This window comes from Rhodococcus sp. NPDC019050 (genome assembly GCF_055664235.1).
The window spans coordinates 1-17,706 of sequence record NZ_JBVOON010000014.1 but is presented as its reverse complement, the minus strand read 5'-3'; the positions used below and the strand labels follow the sequence as shown (position 1 = coordinate 17,706).

At 67.8% G+C, this 17,706-nt stretch carries 18 protein-coding genes, 2 tRNA genes and 1 pseudogene; 9 read left to right on the top strand and 12 right to left on the bottom strand.

Annotation, left to right across the window (positions count from 1 at the left end; translation table 11 throughout):
- Window positions 1–110 precede the first annotated feature (110 nt).
- The 3 genes from AC0B44_RS15115 to AC0B44_RS15105 all read right to left on the bottom strand — a co-directional run bounded on the left by AC0B44_RS15115 (window position 111) and on the right by AC0B44_RS15105 (window position 1,635).
- Window positions 111–1,022 (bottom strand): aminoglycoside 6-adenylyltransferase, encoded by a 912-nt coding sequence (locus AC0B44_RS15115; RefSeq protein WP_471903660.1) that lies wholly within the window; start codon window positions 1,020–1,022, stop codon window positions 111–113.
- Between the two features lie 227 nt (window positions 1,023–1,249).
- A tRNA-Leu gene (locus AC0B44_RS15110) sits at window positions 1,250–1,335 on the bottom strand.
- A gap of 214 nt (window positions 1,336–1,549) precedes the next feature.
- Window positions 1,550–1,635, bottom strand: a tRNA-Leu gene (locus AC0B44_RS15105).
- A 118-nt stretch (window positions 1,636–1,753) separates the two neighbouring features.
- Between AC0B44_RS15105 and AC0B44_RS15100 the strand changes: the two genes are divergently transcribed.
- Window positions 1,754–3,106 (top strand): M20/M25/M40 family metallo-hydrolase, encoded by a 1,353-nt coding sequence (locus AC0B44_RS15100; protein ID WP_471903659.1) that lies wholly within the window; start codon window positions 1,754–1,756, stop codon window positions 3,104–3,106.
- Between the two features lie 32 nt (window positions 3,107–3,138).
- Window positions 3,139–3,681 (top strand): YbhB/YbcL family Raf kinase inhibitor-like protein, encoded by a 543-nt coding sequence (locus AC0B44_RS15095; RefSeq protein ID WP_471903658.1) that lies wholly within the window; start codon window positions 3,139–3,141, stop codon window positions 3,679–3,681.
- A gap of 69 nt (window positions 3,682–3,750) precedes the next feature.
- Here the strand turns inward: AC0B44_RS15095 and AC0B44_RS15090 are convergent, their stop codons facing one another.
- The 8 genes from AC0B44_RS15090 to AC0B44_RS15055 all read right to left on the bottom strand — a co-directional run bounded on the left by AC0B44_RS15090 (window position 3,751) and on the right by AC0B44_RS15055 (window position 10,949).
- Window positions 3,751–4,824, bottom strand: a complete 1,074-nt coding sequence (locus AC0B44_RS15090) for a quinone-dependent dihydroorotate dehydrogenase (protein ID WP_471903657.1) — start codon at window positions 4,822–4,824, stop codon at window positions 3,751–3,753.
- Between the two features lie 39 nt (window positions 4,825–4,863).
- Window positions 4,864–5,118: a DUF5703 family protein gene (locus AC0B44_RS15085; protein ID WP_471903656.1), complete on the bottom strand. Its 255-nt coding sequence runs from the start codon at window positions 5,116–5,118 to the stop codon at window positions 4,864–4,866.
- Window positions 5,119–5,120: 2 nt separating this feature from the next.
- Complete coding sequence (locus AC0B44_RS15080) at window positions 5,121–6,125, bottom strand: NHL repeat-containing protein (protein WP_471903655.1); 1,005 nt, start codon at window positions 6,123–6,125, stop codon at window positions 5,121–5,123.
- Window positions 6,126–6,262: 137 nt separating this feature from the next.
- Window positions 6,263–7,120: a heme ABC transporter ATP-binding protein gene (locus AC0B44_RS15075; protein WP_471903654.1), complete on the bottom strand. Its 858-nt coding sequence runs from the start codon at window positions 7,118–7,120 to the stop codon at window positions 6,263–6,265.
- Window positions 7,117–8,229 (bottom strand): FecCD family ABC transporter permease, encoded by a 1,113-nt coding sequence (locus AC0B44_RS15070; protein ID WP_471903653.1) that lies wholly within the window; start codon window positions 8,227–8,229, stop codon window positions 7,117–7,119. Before AC0B44_RS15070 ends, AC0B44_RS15075 begins: the two co-directional genes overlap by 4 nt.
- Window positions 8,226–9,251 (bottom strand): heme/hemin ABC transporter substrate-binding protein, encoded by a 1,026-nt coding sequence (locus AC0B44_RS15065; RefSeq protein ID WP_471903652.1) that lies wholly within the window; start codon window positions 9,249–9,251, stop codon window positions 8,226–8,228. Before AC0B44_RS15065 ends, AC0B44_RS15070 begins: the two co-directional genes overlap by 4 nt.
- Before the next feature lie 3 nt (window positions 9,252–9,254).
- Window positions 9,255–9,920: a biliverdin-producing heme oxygenase gene (locus AC0B44_RS15060; protein WP_471903651.1), complete on the bottom strand. Its 666-nt coding sequence runs from the start codon at window positions 9,918–9,920 to the stop codon at window positions 9,255–9,257.
- Window positions 9,921–10,010: 90 nt separating this feature from the next.
- Entirely contained in the window at window positions 10,011–10,949 is a 939-nt protein-coding gene (locus AC0B44_RS15055) for an aldo/keto reductase (protein WP_471903650.1), read from the bottom strand.
- 193 nt (window positions 10,950–11,142) lie between these two features.
- Between AC0B44_RS15055 and AC0B44_RS15050 the strand changes: the two genes are divergently transcribed.
- From AC0B44_RS15050 to AC0B44_RS15020, 7 genes are all read left to right on the top strand, one after another.
- The gene (locus AC0B44_RS15050) at window positions 11,143–11,988 is read left to right on the top strand and encodes an undecaprenyl-diphosphate phosphatase (protein WP_471903772.1); all 846 of its coding nucleotides are present in this window, start codon (window positions 11,143–11,145) and stop codon (window positions 11,986–11,988) included.
- A gap of 64 nt (window positions 11,989–12,052) precedes the next feature.
- A complete protein-coding gene (locus tag AC0B44_RS15045) occupies window positions 12,053–12,778 on the top strand; it encodes a histidine phosphatase family protein (RefSeq protein ID WP_471903649.1) in 726 nt (241 codons plus the stop codon).
- 45 nt (window positions 12,779–12,823) lie between these two features.
- Window positions 12,824–13,411, top strand: coding sequence for a DUF3090 domain-containing protein (locus AC0B44_RS15040; protein WP_471903648.1), 588 nt, complete (start codon window positions 12,824–12,826; stop codon window positions 13,409–13,411).
- Between the two features lie 4 nt (window positions 13,412–13,415).
- On the top strand, window positions 13,416–14,222 hold the full coding sequence (locus AC0B44_RS15035; protein WP_471903647.1) for an SCO1664 family protein: 807 nt from the start codon (window positions 13,416–13,418) through the stop codon (window positions 14,220–14,222).
- A gap of 59 nt (window positions 14,223–14,281) precedes the next feature.
- Window positions 14,282–15,523 carry a cysteine--1-D-myo-inosityl 2-amino-2-deoxy-alpha-D-glucopyranoside ligase gene (mshC, locus tag AC0B44_RS15030; protein WP_471903646.1) on the top strand — a complete coding sequence of 414 codons (1,242 nt, stop codon included), beginning with the start codon at window positions 14,282–14,284 and terminating at the stop codon, window positions 15,521–15,523.
- 64 nt (window positions 15,524–15,587) lie between these two features.
- Window positions 15,588–16,109, top strand: coding sequence for a metallophosphoesterase family protein (locus AC0B44_RS15025; protein ID WP_471903645.1), 522 nt, complete (start codon window positions 15,588–15,590; stop codon window positions 16,107–16,109).
- Between the two features lie 183 nt (window positions 16,110–16,292).
- Window positions 16,293–17,186, top strand: coding sequence for an alpha/beta fold hydrolase (locus AC0B44_RS15020; protein WP_471903644.1), 894 nt, complete (start codon window positions 16,293–16,295; stop codon window positions 17,184–17,186).
- Between the two features lie 11 nt (window positions 17,187–17,197).
- Here the strand turns inward: AC0B44_RS15020 and AC0B44_RS15015 are convergent.
- Window positions 17,198–17,611: pseudogene (locus tag AC0B44_RS15015) on the bottom strand (carboxymuconolactone decarboxylase family protein); the annotation flags it as partial.
- Between the last annotated feature and the right edge of the window lie 95 nt (window positions 17,612–17,706).

The following is a 17,706-nucleotide window of genomic DNA, read 5'->3' as shown; positions in this document are numbered from 1 at the left end:
CGCCGATTCCGGGGCCGGTCTCGTGAATGGGGATTACCTCGACTGATCCCGCATTCTGTTTCGAATGCAGCCGGTACGGGCACCACCTGCGGCTTGATCCTGCCGGGCCGCTAGGCGGGCGCGGAGAGATCACCCGTTGCGGGAAGTTCCGTCGGAGTTGCTCGAACGCCCTCGGTGTCGGCCTGCAGAACCCGGCCGATGTGTTGTGTGACCGCCGGGAGGAGTCCGAGATCGGGAAGTGGATACAGGGCAGCGATTTCGGCGACTGCCTGCGCATACAACTCGGTGGTGGCGCGCAGTGCGCGGGACAGATCGTCGCGGGTGTAGAGAGCGAACAGTTCGAGGATGCGGTCGTGATATGCGGGGGCGAGCCATTCATCGATGTGATGGCCATTGTGCCAGGTGTCCACCGGGTCGACCCTCAGCAACCTGGCATGCCACTCCAGCACGGCCAGTAGCAGTGACCGAATTCCCTCCAGCCGTAAGTGAGCCGGCCACAGGTCCCCGCGTGCGATGTAGATGGGGATCTGGGTCGCCTCGAACCAGAACTCTCGCTGATTCGACACGAACTCGGACTCGGTCGGCCGAGCCTCGGTGGGCGGGCCGGCGGGAGTGGGAAGCGCGGCGGCGATCCCGGTCTTGTCCAGGAGCACGCGGTAGCCGCGCTGGTAGAGCGGGTCCAGGCCACCATCGACCATCCTGGTGATCCGCTCCGGACCTGCAAGGGTCAAGTCGATCTTCCGTCCACCAGCCAGGACAACGAGGTACGTCGGCCAGTCCGGTGCGTGGTTCTCCTCGTTGGCGAGATGAATGCTCACCAGCTGGTCTCCGAGCGGTGCTGCCCAACCGTCGTCACCGGCCAAAGCGGGCATAGCAGGACCGACGAGTTCGATATCGAAATCGGAGAAGCGATCGACTCGTTGGTTGCGCGCGCGGGAACCGGTCTGGATCACCGCCTCGATGCCATCGTGAGCCGACGCGAACGCGACGATGCGGTCGAGAACTTCGGCGGGGGACTCCATGCGCAACATCTATCACGGACGACCGCGATGATCGGGCTCTCACTTCGACCTCTCGGGCGAGATGAGGCGGCACTCGGTCGAGACCGTGGTGGCGTCGGAAAACGTCGAGTTTGTCGCTGTCGCTGTCGCTGTCGGTGAGGTTTTCGGTGCCGACATACGAAAACGAGGCCACAATCTCTTTCGAGTTCGTGACCTCGTGTGGTTGCAGTTCGTGGAACTGCCGGGAGTGTCCGAGGGGGGACTTGAACCCCCACGTCCGTTAATAGGACACTAGCACCTCAAGCTAGCGCGTCTGCCATTCCGCCACTCGGACCGACGTCCACGAGGGACATGCCGGTAGCACCCGCTCCCGCGGGCGCTGAAGAAAACAGTAGCGCATGCCGGTGTCGATTCCCAAAACGCCTCGATATCGCGCCGGGCGGACGGTTTGGGCTACTCGCGAGCCATGAACGGGCAGGTTCCCGGCACCACGACAAAGGCCCCGAACCTTGCGGTTCGGGGCCTTCATCGTCTGTCTCAACTCAGAGTGTCCGAGGGGGGACTTGAACCCCCACGTCCGTTAATAGGACACTAGCACCTCAAGCTAGCGCGTCTGCCATTCCGCCACTCGGACTGATGCTTGCGCCCGCTCCGGCGGGTGCTGTGAAAGACTATCCCACCGAGCCCCCCGCCCCAAATCGGCACCCTCACCTGCACCGATCCGCACCGCGGGCAATGGTAGACATGCATGCATGGTCACACACTCGAGTGCTCACCGTCCGTCCCGCGCCGAGGCGGAGGTCGTCGATCTCGTCTCCCGATTGATCCGTTTCGACACCACCAACACCGGCGACCCCGCCACCACCCGCGGTGAGCGCGAGTGTGCCGAATGGGTCGCCTCGCTCCTCGAAGAGGTGGGGTACGAGACCGTCTACATCGAGTCCGGTGCACCGGGTCGCGGCAACGTCTTCGCTCGACTGCCGGGCTCCGATCCGTCCCGCGGCGCGCTGCTCCTGCACGGGCACCTCGATGTGGTGCCTGCCGAACCCGCCGACTGGAGCGTCCACCCGTTCTCCGGGGCAGTGGAGAACGGTTACGTCTGGGGACGCGGTGCGGTCGACATGAAGGACATGGTCGGCATGATGATCGCGGTCGCACGCTACTTCAAAGCCGAAAACATCGTGCCGCCCCGAGATCTCGTGTTCGCGTTTCTGGCCGACGAGGAAGCCGGCGGCAAGTTCGGGTCGCAGTGGCTCGTCGACCACCGGCCCGACCTGTTCGAGGGCGTCACCGAGGCCGTCGGTGAAGTGGGCGGATTCTCGCTCACCGTGCCGCGTCCCGACGGCAGTGAACGCCGCCTCTACATGGTCGAAACGGCAGAGAAGGGAATGGGCTGGCTGCGGCTGACGGCCACGGGCGTCGCCGGCCACGGTTCGTTCCTGCACGAGGACAACGCCGTCACCGTGCTGTCGCAGGCCGTCGCGCGACTGGGCTCCCACACGTTTCCGCTCGTCGTCAACGATTCGGTCGCCGAGTTCCTGACGGTGGTGGGGGAGGAGACGGGCCTCGATCTAGATCCGGCCTCTCCGGATCTCGACGGCACTCTCGCGAAACTCGGGTCGATCGCCCGCATTGTCGGTGCGACGCTGCGTGACACCGCGAACCCCACCATGCTGGACGCGGGCTACAAGGCCAACGTGATCCCGCGTATCGCTCACGCGATGGTCGACTGCAGAATCCTGCCCGGTCGCCTCGCCGAGTTCGAACGCACTGTGGACGAACTGATCGGCCCGGACGTCACCCGAGAATGGATCACGAGCCTCGAGTCGTACGAAACCACTTTCGACGGCGATCTCGTGGACGCGATGAACGCGGCGATCCTCGCGCACGACCCCATCGGACGCACCGTGCCGTACATGCTCTCCGCCGGTACCGACGCAAAGGCGTTCGCACGATTGGGAATCCGCTGCTTCGGCTTCGCGCCGTTGCAGTTGCCCCCGGAACTCGATTTCGCGGCTCTGTTCCACGGCGTCGACGAGCGTGTCCCCGTCGACGCGCTGCACTTCGGTACCCGTGTCATGGAACACTTCCTCATGCACGCCTGAACCAGTTGAATCCCGATCACGAAAGGACCGGTATGGCCTTCGATTACGACCCGTACAAGTTCCTGCCCGAGTTGCCGACGTTCGACGTCACCAGCGAGGATTTCGCCGAGGGCGAGGCATGGAAACTCCCCCAGGCGAGCGGATCATTCGGGATTCCCGGCGGCGGTGACGTCTCGCCGCAGTTGTCGTGGTCCGGATTTCCCGCGGAGACGAAGAGCTTCGTCGTCACGGTGTTCGACCCGGATGCGCCCACGGGTTCGGGATTCTGGCATTGGGCCGTCGCGAATATTCCGGCCACCGTCACCGAGTTGCCCAGCGGCGCCGGCACCCCCGGAGCCGCAGGTCTGCCCGAGTCCGCGGTGACACTGCGCAACGACGGCGGTGGCCAAGGCTTCATCGGCGCCGCACCGCCCGCCGGCCACGGTTACCACCGCTACATCGTCGCGGTACACGCACTCGACGTCGACGTTCTCGACGGCGTCACGCCCGATTCCAGCCCGGCATTCCTGGGCTTCAACGTGTTCGGGCACGCCATCGCGCGCGGACTTCTCACCGGGACCTACGAGGTCGCCTAGAGCACCGAAGCGGGTGACGTCGCGCCCTGTGGCTGCGACGTCACCCGCCGTGTTCGATCGGGGTGGGAGCTACTGCACCCGGGTTCCGGCACCTACGGCGTCGGTGATCGACCGGTAGCCGTGGGCTCGGAGTTTGCGTGCGATGCCGTTGTTGATCCGGCGCGCCCACAGACCGCCTCCGTAGATGAAACCGGTGTAACCCTGCACCAGCGACGCGCCCGCCAGGATTCGCTCCCACGCCTGTTCCGCGGTCTCGATGCCGCCGACCGACACGATCGCCAGCCGCCCACCGACGCGGGTGTGGAGTCGTCGCAGGACTTCGAGCGAACGTGCCGCGACCGGCGGGCCCGACAGCCCGCCTGCCCCGATCTCCTCGATTCGCGCCGGATCGGTGCGGAGGCCGTCGCGGCGGATCGTCGTATTGGTGGCGACTATGCCGGCGAGTCCCAGTTCGAGCGCGAGGTCGGCGACCGCGTCGATGTCGTCGTCCGACAGATCCGGTGCGATCTTCACGAACACCGGCACCGTCACGGTGTCGAGCACCGCCGCGAGCAGCGGGCGCAGGGACGCGACAGCCTGCAGGTCACGCAGGCCGGGCGTGTTCGGGGAGGACACGTTGACCACCAGGAAGTCGGCGAGCGGTCCGAGCAGACGAGCGCTCTCGGTGTAGTCGGCGGTCGCGTCGGCGGCGGGCACCACCTTTGTCTTGCCGATGTTCGCGCCGATCGGCACGGTGCGACGGCGCTGCCGCAACCGATTGGCTGCCTCACCTGCGCCGTGGTTGTTGAAGCCCATCCGATTGACCAGGGCGCGATCCGCAGGGAGGCGGAACAGGCGCGGTGCGGGGTTGCCGGGCTGCGCCTGCGCGGTGACGGTGCCGATTTCTGCGAACCCGAAACCCAGAGGACCCCACACATCGACTCCGGTGGCGTCCTTGTCGAAGCCCGCTGCGAGTCCGAGCGGCGCGGGGAAGTCCACCCCGGCGACGGTGTTGCGCAGGATCGGGTCGTCGGTGACGAGAACCTTCGAGACGAGCGCCCGCGTGGGGGCGAATCGGGTCACGAGACGCATCACGAAGAATGCGAGGTGGTGAGCCCGCTCCGGCGGGAGAAGGAACATCAGCCGAAGAAGCAAGCGGTACACGGACAACTCCCTGCAGGCCCGGCGACGGCCGGGATCGGATCAGCGGACGGTGGGTTGGGGGACAGATTGGCCGGTTTTGCGCCGGCGGAGCAGCACTCGGCGGCTGCCGTCGGGATACAGGCGCAGGCGCGTCAACTCCCAGCCGTGGAACTCGGCGGAAATCGCCAGGCGAAGCGACGCGCTCACCCGGGAGACGTCGCGCGGAAGCCGCAGCGGTACGTATTCGTATTCGTCGTTGCTGGTGTCCCAGTCGACGGGGAGTCGGGTGAACCGGCTGAATCGCTCGCTTGCCATCTCTACCCTTCGATCGGGATCCTTTGCAGTCCGTCGCCGGTCGCCGAGGCGATCACCAGCGTCCCATCCGCCGGGTCGACGGCAACCGAATTCGGCTGACGCACGGTCGCGAAACGATGGCGTTCCTCCGCGGTCCCGGTCGACAGATCGTAGCCCACGACCTCGTTGCTTCCGGTGAGCGTCACCCACACCAGATCGCGTCGGTCGTCGTATGCAACAGCGTACGGAGCCGGACCGACGGGGTAGCGCTGGCGGAGGATGAGCTCGTCGATCGTGTAGACGAGCAGTTCGTCGCCGGCAGTGTCGGTCACGATGACGCGCCCGTAAGGATCGGTGGTCAGCTGGGTTGCGCCGCGTCCGACACGCAGCGCGGCCCCGAGGTGGGCGTCCTCGAGATCCACCGAGGTCAGCGACGTCTGCCGACGGTCGAGTGCGGCAACCGAGTCCCCGCTGACGGCGATCAGGTCTGCCGAGGCGAGTCCGCCGATGCTTTCGGCCACCTCACCGGTGCCCGGATCGACGATCAGAACCCGGCCGTCGGCCGTGCCGACCGCCCACCGGCCGTCGCTCAGAACCGCAGCCGAGAGGGCGTCGGCGTCGACGGGAACTTCGGTGACCTTGCCGTCGGCGGTGTCGATCTGCGCGACGATACCCGACGCGGGAGCGAGAACGGTGTGGTCCGGTCCGGCGACGAGAGTGGCCGCCTCGGCCGGCAGATCCACGACCTGCGGTTCGGCGGCGGCATCGTCGAGCAGCAGGAGGCGGGTCCCGCCGTCGGCGAGGGCCGCCAAGGTGCCGGTGTCGGGCTGGACGACCAGGGCATCGACCCGGTAGTCGAACGGGCGAACGTTGCCGGCGGCCTCCGGTGTCACGCTCGGGGCGGACGCGGGAGTGGCGGGTTCGATGGTCTGGAGCGTCTCGGACGAGTCGTCCGCCGAGCATCCGGTGAGGACAGCCACCGCGACCCCCAACACCAGTGCGGTCCCACGGATACCCGGTCTGGCCATCTTTCTCGCTCCTCGTTGTCGCGCCGACTCGCGCGCCGACCCGATCCGCATCGGCGCGTCACGATCCAGTGTTCCTGATCGGCGTACCGCCGCTGCATCCGGCTCGGACACCACTGTGGCGAGCTGTGACGACCGACTCAGTCCGCGTCGGGCCGGGCCCCCGGGGTCGCGCGTCGCGGCAGGACGAGGGGAGTGCCGGTTTCCGGGTGCCGGGTTATTCGGATCGGATACTGGTAGACCCTCGAGAGAAGTTCTTCGGTCAACACCGACGTCGGCGGGCCGTCTGCCAAGATCGCACCGCGTCCGAGTACACAGATCCGGTCGGCGTACGCGGCCGCGAGTCCCAGGTCGTGCAGCACGACCACCACCGCATGCCCACGGTCGGCGCGATCCCGAACGACTTGCATCACGGACTCCTGGTGACCGATGTCGAGCGCCGCAGTGGGTTCGTCGAGCAGCAGTGTCTCGGTGTCCTGCGCGAGAACCCGTGCGAGTGCCACCCTTGCCCGCTCACCGCCGGACAGTGCGGGGAACGGCCTGTCGGCGAGGTGGCCGACATCGCAGGTGGCGAACACGGCTGCGACGGCGCGGTCGTCGTCGCACTGTCGCGGGGTGCGCGCCCATGCGGCGCGGCCCATCTGCACGACTTGCCGGGCGGTGAAGGGGAATCCCACGGCGTGCTGCTGCGGCAGCACCGCGCGTCTGCGTGCCAGCGCGAGGGGAGACCAGTCGCCGAGCGGCCGGCCGTCGACTTCGACGCTTCCCCCGGTGATCGGGAGGTCGCCGGTCAGCGCGGCCAGCAGGGTGGATTTGCCGGCACCGTTGGGACCGACGAGCGCGACCACCTCACCGGTCCGCACCTCGAGGTCCACGCCGCGCAGAATCTCCCGGGTGCCCCGGCTCAGTTCCACGCCGACAGCTCGCATCGTGGTGGTGCCGTGGCCGGATCGCCGGGGGATTGCGACGTCCTGGCGTCGGTGCAGGAGCCGGTTCATGCCCAGCCTCCCTGCTGCGCACGGGTACGACGAAGCATCCAGAAGAACGCGGGGCCACCGATCAGGGCGGTGATCATGCCCAACGGCAGGTCGGCGTTGTCGACGAGGATGCGCGCTCCGAGGTCGGCGGCGAGGAGAACCAGGGCACCCGCAAGGGCGCTCGCGCACAACAGCACCCGATGAGCGGGGCCGAGGAGCATGCGCATCAGGTGCGGGACCACCAGCCCCACGAACATGATGATTCCGGTGAAGGCCACCGCAGCGCTGACGAGTACCGCCACGACGACGATCGAGGCCTGCCGAACCCGCTCCACGTCGACACCGAGGTGACGGGCCACGTTCTCCCCGAGCGCGAGGAGGTCGAGCTTGGGGGCGAGCACGATGGCAGCCGCGATCCCGACGGCGGTCAGTGGGGCCACGACGGCGACGGTGTCCCATGTCGCGCCTCCGAGACTGCCGAGCTGCCAGAAGACGATCTGATCGCGTGCGGCGGGATCGGCGACGAACGTGAAGAGCGCGATGAGTCCGCCGGCGACCGCGTTGACGGCGACGCCGGTCAGGATGACCGTGACGACCTCGGTCCGTCCGTCGGAGCGCGACAACATGTAGACGAGCGCTGTGGTGATCAGTCCGGATACGAGCGCGGCCCACGCGAGCGACCAGCCCGAGGTGAACGCGCCGCCGAGCACGATGACCGCGGACGCGCCGACCGCGGCACCCGAGGACACCCCGATCACGCCGGGTTCGGCGAGCGGGTTGGCGAAGATGCCCTGCAGGAGCGCGCCGGAGCAACCGAGTGCGGCTCCGACGAGCATTGCGAGCACGGCGCGCGGGAACCGCACTTCCCACAACGTCACTTCACCGGCGGGATGCGCAGGCATCGGTCCGATGTCGAGTCCGACGCGGTGCAACAGGCTTCCGACCACTTCGGCCGGGCTGGTGGGCACCTGCCCGAGGCAGGCCGAGACGACGGCCAGGATCACCAGTGCCGTGCCGAGCGCCGCGAAGACGACTGTGGTGCGTCCGAGTCCGGCCTTGCGTACCCCGCGGTCGGTGGCCGGGTCGCCGGGGGAGGCGGTCAGGGTGCCGCCGGGGCGACCCGCGATCATGCGGCGTCCGTCCGGTACAGCGCTTCGACGAGGGCCGCGAGCACTTTTCCGGTGTCGGGGCCGAAACTCAGCAACACCGAGTCGTCCATGTCGACGATGTTCTGCGTCTTTCCGGCGGGGGTTTGTGCGACGCCCGGAAGGGCTGTCAGCCCCTCCGGTCCGCCGACTGATTCGAGGCTGTGGGTCATGATCAGAATCACGTCGGGTGCGGACGCGATCATCGCTTCGCTGGTGATCGGGACGAACTGGGATTCGAGACCGGCGATGATGCCCGCATCGCGTGCACCGGCGGCAGCGAGCAGCGCGTCGGCGCCCGAGCCCGGCCCACCGAGCATTTTGATGGCAGAACCGCGCAGGTAGAGGAAGGCGACGGTCAGATCCGGGTGATCGGTGGGCACGGATTCGCGCGCGGCGGTGATCTCGTCGAGCGTGCGCCGGGCCAGCGCTGCGCCGGCCCCGGGAACGCCGAGTGCCGCCGCCACCGCCTCGATTCCGGGGGCGACGGTGTCGAGGCTGCGTTCCGGGTCGACGAACACCACCGGCACCCCGGTGGCGCGGATCTGTTCTTGCACCGCGAGAGGGCCGACGGAGGTATCCGTCAGTACGACCGTCGGATTCAGCGCGAGGATGGCCTCTGCGTTGAGGCTGTGACCGCCGGGTGTCACGTTGGGGATGTGTTCGCCCGCCGGGAAGATCGCGGTGGACCGTCCGACGATGTTGTTCCCGAGGCCGAGTGAATACACGGTCTGGGCCAGGGTTCCGGAGCGATCGGCGACCACGATCCGGGAGACGTCCGTGACGGTGACCTCGACCCCGTCCGCGCCGCGCACGGTGGCCGGCAGACGGGGTGAGGGCGTCGTCCCGATGGGACGGGGATTCCGGTCGTCGACCACCGCCGTGCGATGACCCGTCGCCACGGACAGGGACGGACTGTCGCCGGCGGGAGCACTACACGCTCCGGCGAAGGCGGTCGTCACGGCGAGGAGCAGGACTGTCAGGGTCGTGCGAGGTGCGACGCGCATCGGTCAGGCCCGGACCCGGTAGCGGTCGATGTCGGCGGCGAGGTCCTGGAACAACGCACGGTTGAGTCCGTACACGAGGATCGCCTCGTCGATCACTGCCTGCTGTTGCGCGGCGTCGAGGGGAGCGGCATCCAGTTTGGCCCGGTACGAGTCCTTGAACGGTTTGGGTTTGAGAATGCCGTCGAAGATGTAGAACCGCAGACCGTCGCGCTGGTAGCCGTACGCCCGCTCGAGCATCCGGCGGATGATCTGCCCGCCGGACAGGTCGCCGAGATACCGCAGGTAGTGGTGGGCGAGGAAGGCTTCCGGCGAGGACGCGGCGACCTGCTCGAGTCGCTGCACGTACGTCACCGTCGCGGGGAGCGGGGAGATCCGGCTCCGCCAGTCCTCGCCCATCAGGAAGTCGAGGTCGGCTTCGAGTGCGGGAATGCGCAGCAATTCGTCGGAGAGGAACGGCCCGACGATCGGATCGTGGGTGTAGGTCCGGCCGATGCGTTCGAGTGCGTCGTAGACGAACCACGACTGCGCGATCAGTTCGGCGTGGGCTTCGACGGTGAGTTTGCCTTCGAGCAGTTCGGAGACGAAAACGGAGTTCTCGGTCTCGCTGTGCGCCTCCTGCGTATCAACTTTGATGCGCTCGGCAAATCCTGCAACCTCGACAGCGGCCATCGGCCGACCTCCCTGAATCCCGAACAACCTGGAACGTTACTGGGGAGGGTAGCCTAACCTTTGCTCTGTGACGAGGGGGATCCCGATCCGCTACGCGCTGACGTCGTCGAGAGCAGCAGCGATGGCAGGCGGCAACGCCAGTTCTTCCGCTACGAGCACCCCGGTGAGCTGCGCCAGATCGCGGGCGCCCACCAGAGTGGACGCCACCTGCGGCCGGTCGCGGACCCAGGCCAGCGCCACCGCTAAGGGGGAGGTACCCAGGCCATCGGCGGCAGTTGCGACCGCATCGACCACCCGCACCGCGGATTCGGTGAGATACCTGCGTACCTCTTCGGCGTGCACCTCGTCGGCGCCGCGCGAGTCCGCCGGCACACCCGACCGGTACTTGCCGGTGAGCACACCGCCGGCGAGCGGGACCGCCGCGAACACCCCGACACCGTGATGAGCGGCAGCCGGAACCAGTTCTTCCTCCACGCCGCGCGCGAGCAGCGAGTATTCGACCTGCGTGCACACCATCGGAGCAGGTCGCTGCGCGGCCGCCGCGGCCGTCGCGAGCTGCCACCCGAGGTAGCCGCGCACCCCGACGTACCGGACGCGGCCACTCGCGACTGCGAACTCGAGCGCGGAGGCGACCTCCTCGATCGGAGTGTGCGGATCCCACGTGGCCACCTGCCACACGTCGAGATGGTCGGTGCCGAGCTCACGCAGCGTCGTATCGAGCTGGGTCAGCAACCCGCCACGGGAACAGTCGACGCGACCGGATCCGATCTTCGTCGTGTCGATACCGGAACTTCCCGACAAGACGAGTTCGTCACGCGGGACGACGTCGTCGAGGAGTTCGGCGAGGATGCGCTGCGACACCCCGTCCCCGTAGGCAGGGGAGGTGTCGACGAGCGTGCCGCCCGCGTCCACGAAGGCCGACAGTTGTGCCGCTGCCTCGTCGCCGTCGGTGCCACGACCCCACGTCAGAGTGCCCAGCCCGAGTCGCGACACGCGTAACCCGCTTGCACCTACAGTCCTGTATTCCATACCGGCCGCGCTACCTCCCAGCATCGGGATCGTGCGGTACCGCACCGCTGTCCCCGGGGCGCCAGCCTAGTGCCGGCGTGCACTCGGCGCCTTCCGGCGCGCCGATGACGCCGGCACCACGTACCCTTCCGCGGGTGACGACCCAGTCCTGTCCTCAGTGCTACTCGGCACGCGGCGCGGAGGTGTCCGCATGATCGGCGACTCGATGACCTGGCTGCAGACGATCGTCCTCGGCGTCGTCCAGGGCCTGACCGAGTTCCTGCCGATCTCGTCATCCGGACATCTGCGGATCATCTCCGCGATCTTCTTCGGGCAGGACGCGGGGGCATCGTTCACCGCGGTGACCCAGCTCGGCACCGAAGCCGCGGTGTTCGTGTATTTCGCCCGCGACATCGCCCGCATCGTGACGGCGTGGTTCCGCGGAATCTTCGATGCCGGACGACGTAGCGACCACGATTACAAGATGGGGTGGTACGTCATCCTCGGCACCATTCCCATCGGCATCCTCGGCTTCGTGTTCAAGGACGACATCCGCACGGTCGCGCGCAACCTGTGGCTCGTCGCAACCATGCTCATCGTCTTCTCCATCGTGATCGCCGCCGCCGAGCACTTCGGCAAGCAGCGCCGGGGCGTCGAGCAACTCACCCTCAAGGACGGGCTGATCATGGGTTCGGCACAGGCTCTGGCCTTGATTCCCGGCGTCTCGCGCTCCGGAGGCACCATTTCCGCGGGCCTGTTCCTCGGCCTGACGCGCGAGGCGGCGGCGCGCTACTCGTTCCTCCTCGCGATTCCCGCCGTCGTCGCGTCCGGACTGTTCAGCCTGCCCGATGCATTCGAGCCGGCGGGGGAGGGACTCAACGCCTCGGGCGTCCAACTGATCGTCGCCACGCTCATCGCGTTCGCCGTCGGTTACGCCGCGATCGCGTGGTTGCTCCGGTTCGTCGTCAATCATTCGATGTACTGGTTCGTCGGTTACCGGGTCGCTCTCGGTGCGGTCGTGCTCGTGCTGCTCGCCACGGGTGTGGTCTCCGCGACGTGACCCGGCCCCCGACCCGCGGCACGTCTGCGGCGACGCCGCGTGTCGTGGCCTCTAGGCTGGATCCATGACGGTAATCCTGCTGCGCCACGGGCGGTCGACGGCGAACACTTCGCACGTGCTGGCCGGTCGCACCCCCGGTGTCGAACTCGACGAGGTCGGCAACATCCAGGCGAAGAACCTCGTCACCCGCCTGTCCGGGCTCGAGATCGCCGAGATCGTGCGGTCACCTCTGCTGCGCTGCCGCCAGACCGTGGAACCGCTCGCGCAGGATCGCGGATTGGAGCCTGTCGTCGAGGATCGGCTCGCAGAGGTCGACTACGGCGAATGGACCGGCCGGGCGCTGAAGGACCTGGTGGAGGAGCCGCTGTGGAAGGTCGTGCAGCAGCACGCGTCCGCTGCGGTGTTCCCCGGCGGTGAAGGTCTCGCCGAGGTGCAGCAGCGGGCGGTCGCGGCGATCCGGGAGCACGACCGGCGTCTCGCCGCCGCTCACGGCAAGGACGTCGTGTGGGTGGCGTGCACTCACGGTGACGTGATCAAGTCGATTCTCGCCGATGCTCTGGCCACGCACCTCGACGGATTCCAGCGCATCGTCGCGGAACCGGCGTCGATCAGCGTCATCCGGTACACGGACACGCGCCCGTTCGTGTTGCGGGTCAACGACACGGGCTCCGACCTGTCGGGACTCGCCGGGCCGTCGGCCCCGAAGTCGGTGCCCGGCGGAGAAGTGCCGGGCGGCACTGACGATGGCTCCGGCCCGGAGGAGAAGCCCGCGGAGAAGACGGGCGGATAATGAAAGTGTCGGTCATGGCAGAGTGGGTTGACTGGAGGAGGTGCGATGTCTCGCGCGATACACGTGTTTCGTACTCCGGACCGGTTCATTGCCGGCACCGTCGGTGAGCCCGGAGACCGGGTGTTCTACCTACAGGCCGTGCACGATTCCCGGATCGTGAGTGTCATGCTTGAAAAGCAGCAGGTGCAGATCCTTGCCGACCGGATGGGACTGCTGCTCGAAGAGGTGCATCGCCGGTTCGGCACCGCCGTACCGGACGAACCGTCGGTCGACACCGATCCGCTCGTGACCCCGATCGAAGCCGAATTCCGGGTCGGCACCATGGGTCTGGGATGGGACTCCGATTCCGGGGCGGTGGTCGTCGAGCTGCTCGCCGTCACCGAGACCGAACTCGACGAGTCCGTGGTGCTCGACGACACCGAGGAAGGTCCCGACGCGGTCCGGGTGTTCCTCACTCCGGTGCAGGCCCGTGAGTTCGCTGCGCGCTCCGACATGGTGATCGCGGCTGGACGCGCGCCGTGCCCGTTGTGCGGCGAGCCGATCGACGGCGACGGCCACATCTGCATCCGGACGAACGGCTATCTGCGGACCCCCGGGTTCGACCCGGCGTCCTGGTTCGGTGAGGAGAACTGAGTTGGTGCCCGTCGCCGACCTGCGCATCGTGCTGACCGAGGGCGACCTGACCGTCGTCGGGCAGGTCGCGCACGCCAGCAACGCGACGCTGGTGTGCGACGCGCGGTACGGCGACACCGTCGTCAGCTGTGTCTACAAGCCGGTCCGCGGGGAACGGCCCCTGTGGGATTTCCCGGACGGCACCCTCGCCGGCCGCGAGGTCGCCTCGTATCTGATCTGTGACGCGCTCGGGTGGGGTGTCATCCCGCTGACCGTGTTGCGCGACGGCCCGTTCGGGCCCGGAATGGTGCAGCGCTGGATCGACACCCCCGACCCCTCCGACGGACCCGCTGCCCGTCTCGATGTCGTCGACCTCTGCCCGGCCGAGGCGCTTCCCGAAGGCTGGCTGCCGATTCTCCGTGCCCGCGACCTCGAGGGCGAGGACGTCCTGCTCATCCACGCGGACGACCCTCGCCTGCAGCGGATGGCGGTCCTCGACATCGTGCTCAACAACGCCGACCGCAAGGGTGGTCACGCGCTCGAAGGCACCGACGGCAACGTCTACGGCATCGACCACGGCATCTGCCTGCACGAGGACGACAAGTTGCGGACCGTGCTGTGGGGCTGGGCCGGTGACCCGATCGACGCCGCACTTCTCACCGACCTCGACAAACTCGCTCGTCGGCTCGAAGGCGAGTTCGCCGATGTGCTGCGTGAGCACATCACCGCCGACGAAGTGGAGGCGCTGCGCCGGCGAATCGAGGACCTCCTCGAGCATCCCGTCATGCCGCGACCGTACGGCGAGCGCCGCATTCCGTGGCCCGCGTTCTGACGTTCCCACCGCCGGGTGCCCCGGTAGGAGCATCGCGTGGCTCCACTACTCTCGTAGCCATGCAGTCTTGGTCCGATGTCGCGATCCCGTCCGTCCCCGGTGAGGGCCCCCCGTTGCGGTTGTTCGACACCGCGGATCGCGCAGTACGTCCCGTCACCCCCGGCGCGACCGCCACGATGTACGTGTGCGGCATCACCCCGTACGACGCCACCCACCTCGGGCATGCGGCCACCTACCTGGCATTCGACCTCGTCAACCGCATCTGGCGCGATTCCGGGCACGACGTGCACTACGTGCAGAACGTCACCGACGTCGACGACCCGCTGTTCGAACGCGCAGAACGTGACGGTGAAGACTGGATGGTCCTCGGAATGCGCGAGACCGCGCTCTTCCGCGAAGACATGGAAGCGCTCCGGGTAGTGCCGCCGCGCGACTACATCGGCGCCGTCGAATCGGTGAACGAGGTCGTCGAACTCGTCGAAAAACTCGTCGCTTCCGGTGCTGCCTACACCGTCGACGACCCCGAGTACCCGGATGTGTACTTCCGAGTGGACGCTACCGAGCAGTTCGGTTACGAGTCCGGGTACGACCACGAGACGATGATGCGGTTCTTCGCCGAACGCGGCGGCGATCCCGATCGCGCCGGTAAGCGCAATCCGCTCGACGCGCTGCTGTGGCGCGCGCAGCGGCCGGGTGAGCCGGCGTGGCCGTCTCCGTTCGGCGACGGACGCCCCGGCTGGCACATCGAGTGCGCCGCGATCGCGCTCAACCGCATCGGCAGCGGCTTCGACGTCCAGGGCGGGGGCAGCGACCTGATCTTCCCGCATCACGAGTTCTCCTCGGCGCACGCCGAAGCCGTCACCGGTGATCGGCGTTTCGCCCGGCACTACGTGCACACCGGCATGATCGGCCTCGACGGCGAGAAGATGTCCAAGTCGCGCGGCAACCTGGTGTTCGTGTCCAAGTTGCGCGCGCAGGGCGTCGACCCCGCCGCGATCCGTCTGGGGTTGCTCTCTGGGCACTACCGCACCGATCGGGCATGGACCGACGAGGTGCTCGAGCAGGCGCACGCGCGTCTCGCGCTGTGGCGCCAGGCCGCCGCACTGGGGTCGGCGCAGTCGGCCGACGACACGATCGCGCGGCTGCGCCAGCACCTCGCCGACGACCTCGATACGCCGAAGGCGCTTGCTGCCCTCGACGGCTGGGCGCGGTTCGCGGTCGAGCGGGGTGGCGACGATGCGTCGGCGCCGGGGTTGTTCGCCGACGCCGTCGATGCGCTGCTGGGTGTGCCGCTGCGGTAGCGCGCCGCGCCCAGGACCGCCGTTCCTCTTGGTGTCCCCGAGGTGGGAGCGGCACACTGGCCGCATGAGGTTGTTGCTGCTCGCCGACACCCACGTCCCTGCGCGTGCGCGCCGCCTCCCCGAGGTCGTGTGGGACGAGGTGGACCGCGCCGACGTCGTCGTCCACGCGGGCGACTGGATCGACGTCGGACTGCTCGACGCACTCGAAGAACGTGCACGGCGTCTGGTCGCGTGCTGGGGCAACAACGACGGGGCGGCGTTGCGCGAGCGGCTTTCGGAGGTCGCGCGGGTGACGCTCGACGGCGTGCGGCTCGCGGTGGTGCACGAGACCGGCAGCTCGGCGGGGCGGGAGAAGCGCATGGCTGCGGCCTATCCCGACACGGACGTGCTCGTCTTCGGTCACTCCCATATTCCCTGGGACACAACAGCTCCCGGCGGTCTTCGTCTGCTCAATCCGGGCTCCCCGACGGATCGCCGCCGTCAGCCGCAGTGCACGTACATGACCGCGACGATCGAGAGCGGCGCCCTGGGCGAGGTCGAGTTGCACCGCCTCCCGGTGAGGGCAAGCGGGGCGGCTCAGCGCTGATCGGGTGCGTCCGTCGAATCTGCGACGCGCGACCTCGCGGTGTCGACATCCGCCCTCGGGCGACGAGAGCCATTTCCGGCTACATATTACTACCGGTTACGTTAACCTGACGCCCATGCGTACCCTCAGCGCTTCCGTCGCCGCGGTGGAGTCCCGCCGACCTTCTCGTCTTCGGGAGGCAGCATGAGCATCACCCGTGTCGTCACCAACGGTCCGGTGCGGCTCCACGTCGTGGAAGAAGGTAACCCGGACGGGCCGACGCTCGTCCTCGTACACGGCTGGCCCGACACGCACGCGCTGTGGGATCGCGTGTCTCCCTTGCTCGCCGACACCTTTCGGATCGTTCGCTTCGACAACCGTGGGGCAGGCAGTTCGACGGTCCCGCGCGCCGTCGCGGACTACCGGCTAGAACATCTCGCCGCCGACTTGTACGCAGTGATCGACGCGGTGAGCCCGGAGGCGCCGGTGCACCTGCTGGGTCACGACTGGGGTGCGGTGCTGTGCTGGGAGGCCGTCTGCGAGCCGGGAGCCGATGGCCGGATCGCGTCGTACACGTCGGTGTCGGGGCCGAACCTCGACCATCTGGGCATGTGGATGCGGCGGCGGCTGCAGGAGTTAGGGCCGCTCGGGCCGTCTGAACAGGCCCTGGCTTCGTCCTACGCAGTGTTGTTCCAGATCCCGGGATTGCCGGTGCCGGTGCTGCGGGGATGGTTGTCCCGGCACTGGCCCGCCTTCGTCGGCATGTTCGACCGTACGGACCCCGCGCTCATCGCACCGGTCGCGCCGACTCTGGCCGACGACATGGTGCACCGCCTGAAGCTCTACCGCGCGAATGTGCGCAGGCGCCTTGCCGATCCGCGCCCGCGGCGGACCGATGTTCCCGTTCAGCTCGTCCAGAATCTGCGGGACCTTGCGGTGCGGCCGGTCGGATACGAAGACACCTCGCGATGGGTCACGAACCTGCGAGTCAGCCCGCTCGACGCGGGTCACTGGTCGCCTCGCTCGTACGCCGAGGACCTCGCCGACGCGACAACCCGTTTCGTCCTGGAGATCGAGGGCGCCGCTTCTCCCGCGTGAGACCGACGTGTTCAGGGCGCGACGGGATACCCACTGGTGATCGCGACCCGGTTCCACGCGTTCATCACGACAGCGAGCCATCCGACCGCGGACGCTTGCGCGGGACTCAGAGAACCGTCGTCCCATGCACGGGAGTCCGGCACCGACAGTCGCGTGATCTGCTCGGCCAGGGCGAGCGCCGCACGTTCCTGGGGCGTGAAGTACTGCGACTCCCACCAGGCGGCCACCACTGCCAACCGATCGGAGGTCTCACCTTTCGCGACGGCGTCACGGGTGTGCATCCGCAGACAGAACGCGCACCCGTTGATCTGTGAGATCCGGATCTTGACCAGTTCTGCGAGCAAGGGATCCACGCCGGCCTGCTGGACCGCGGTTTCGGCCTGCTCGTTCAGACTCACCAGTTGCTTGTACGCGTCGGGGTGCTGGGGCCTTGACCCTGGTTCTTGGACACGCTGAAACCAGCACCTGCTGGGGAAGCGAGATGATCTTCAGTCATGTCACGAAAGAACTACTCGGAGGA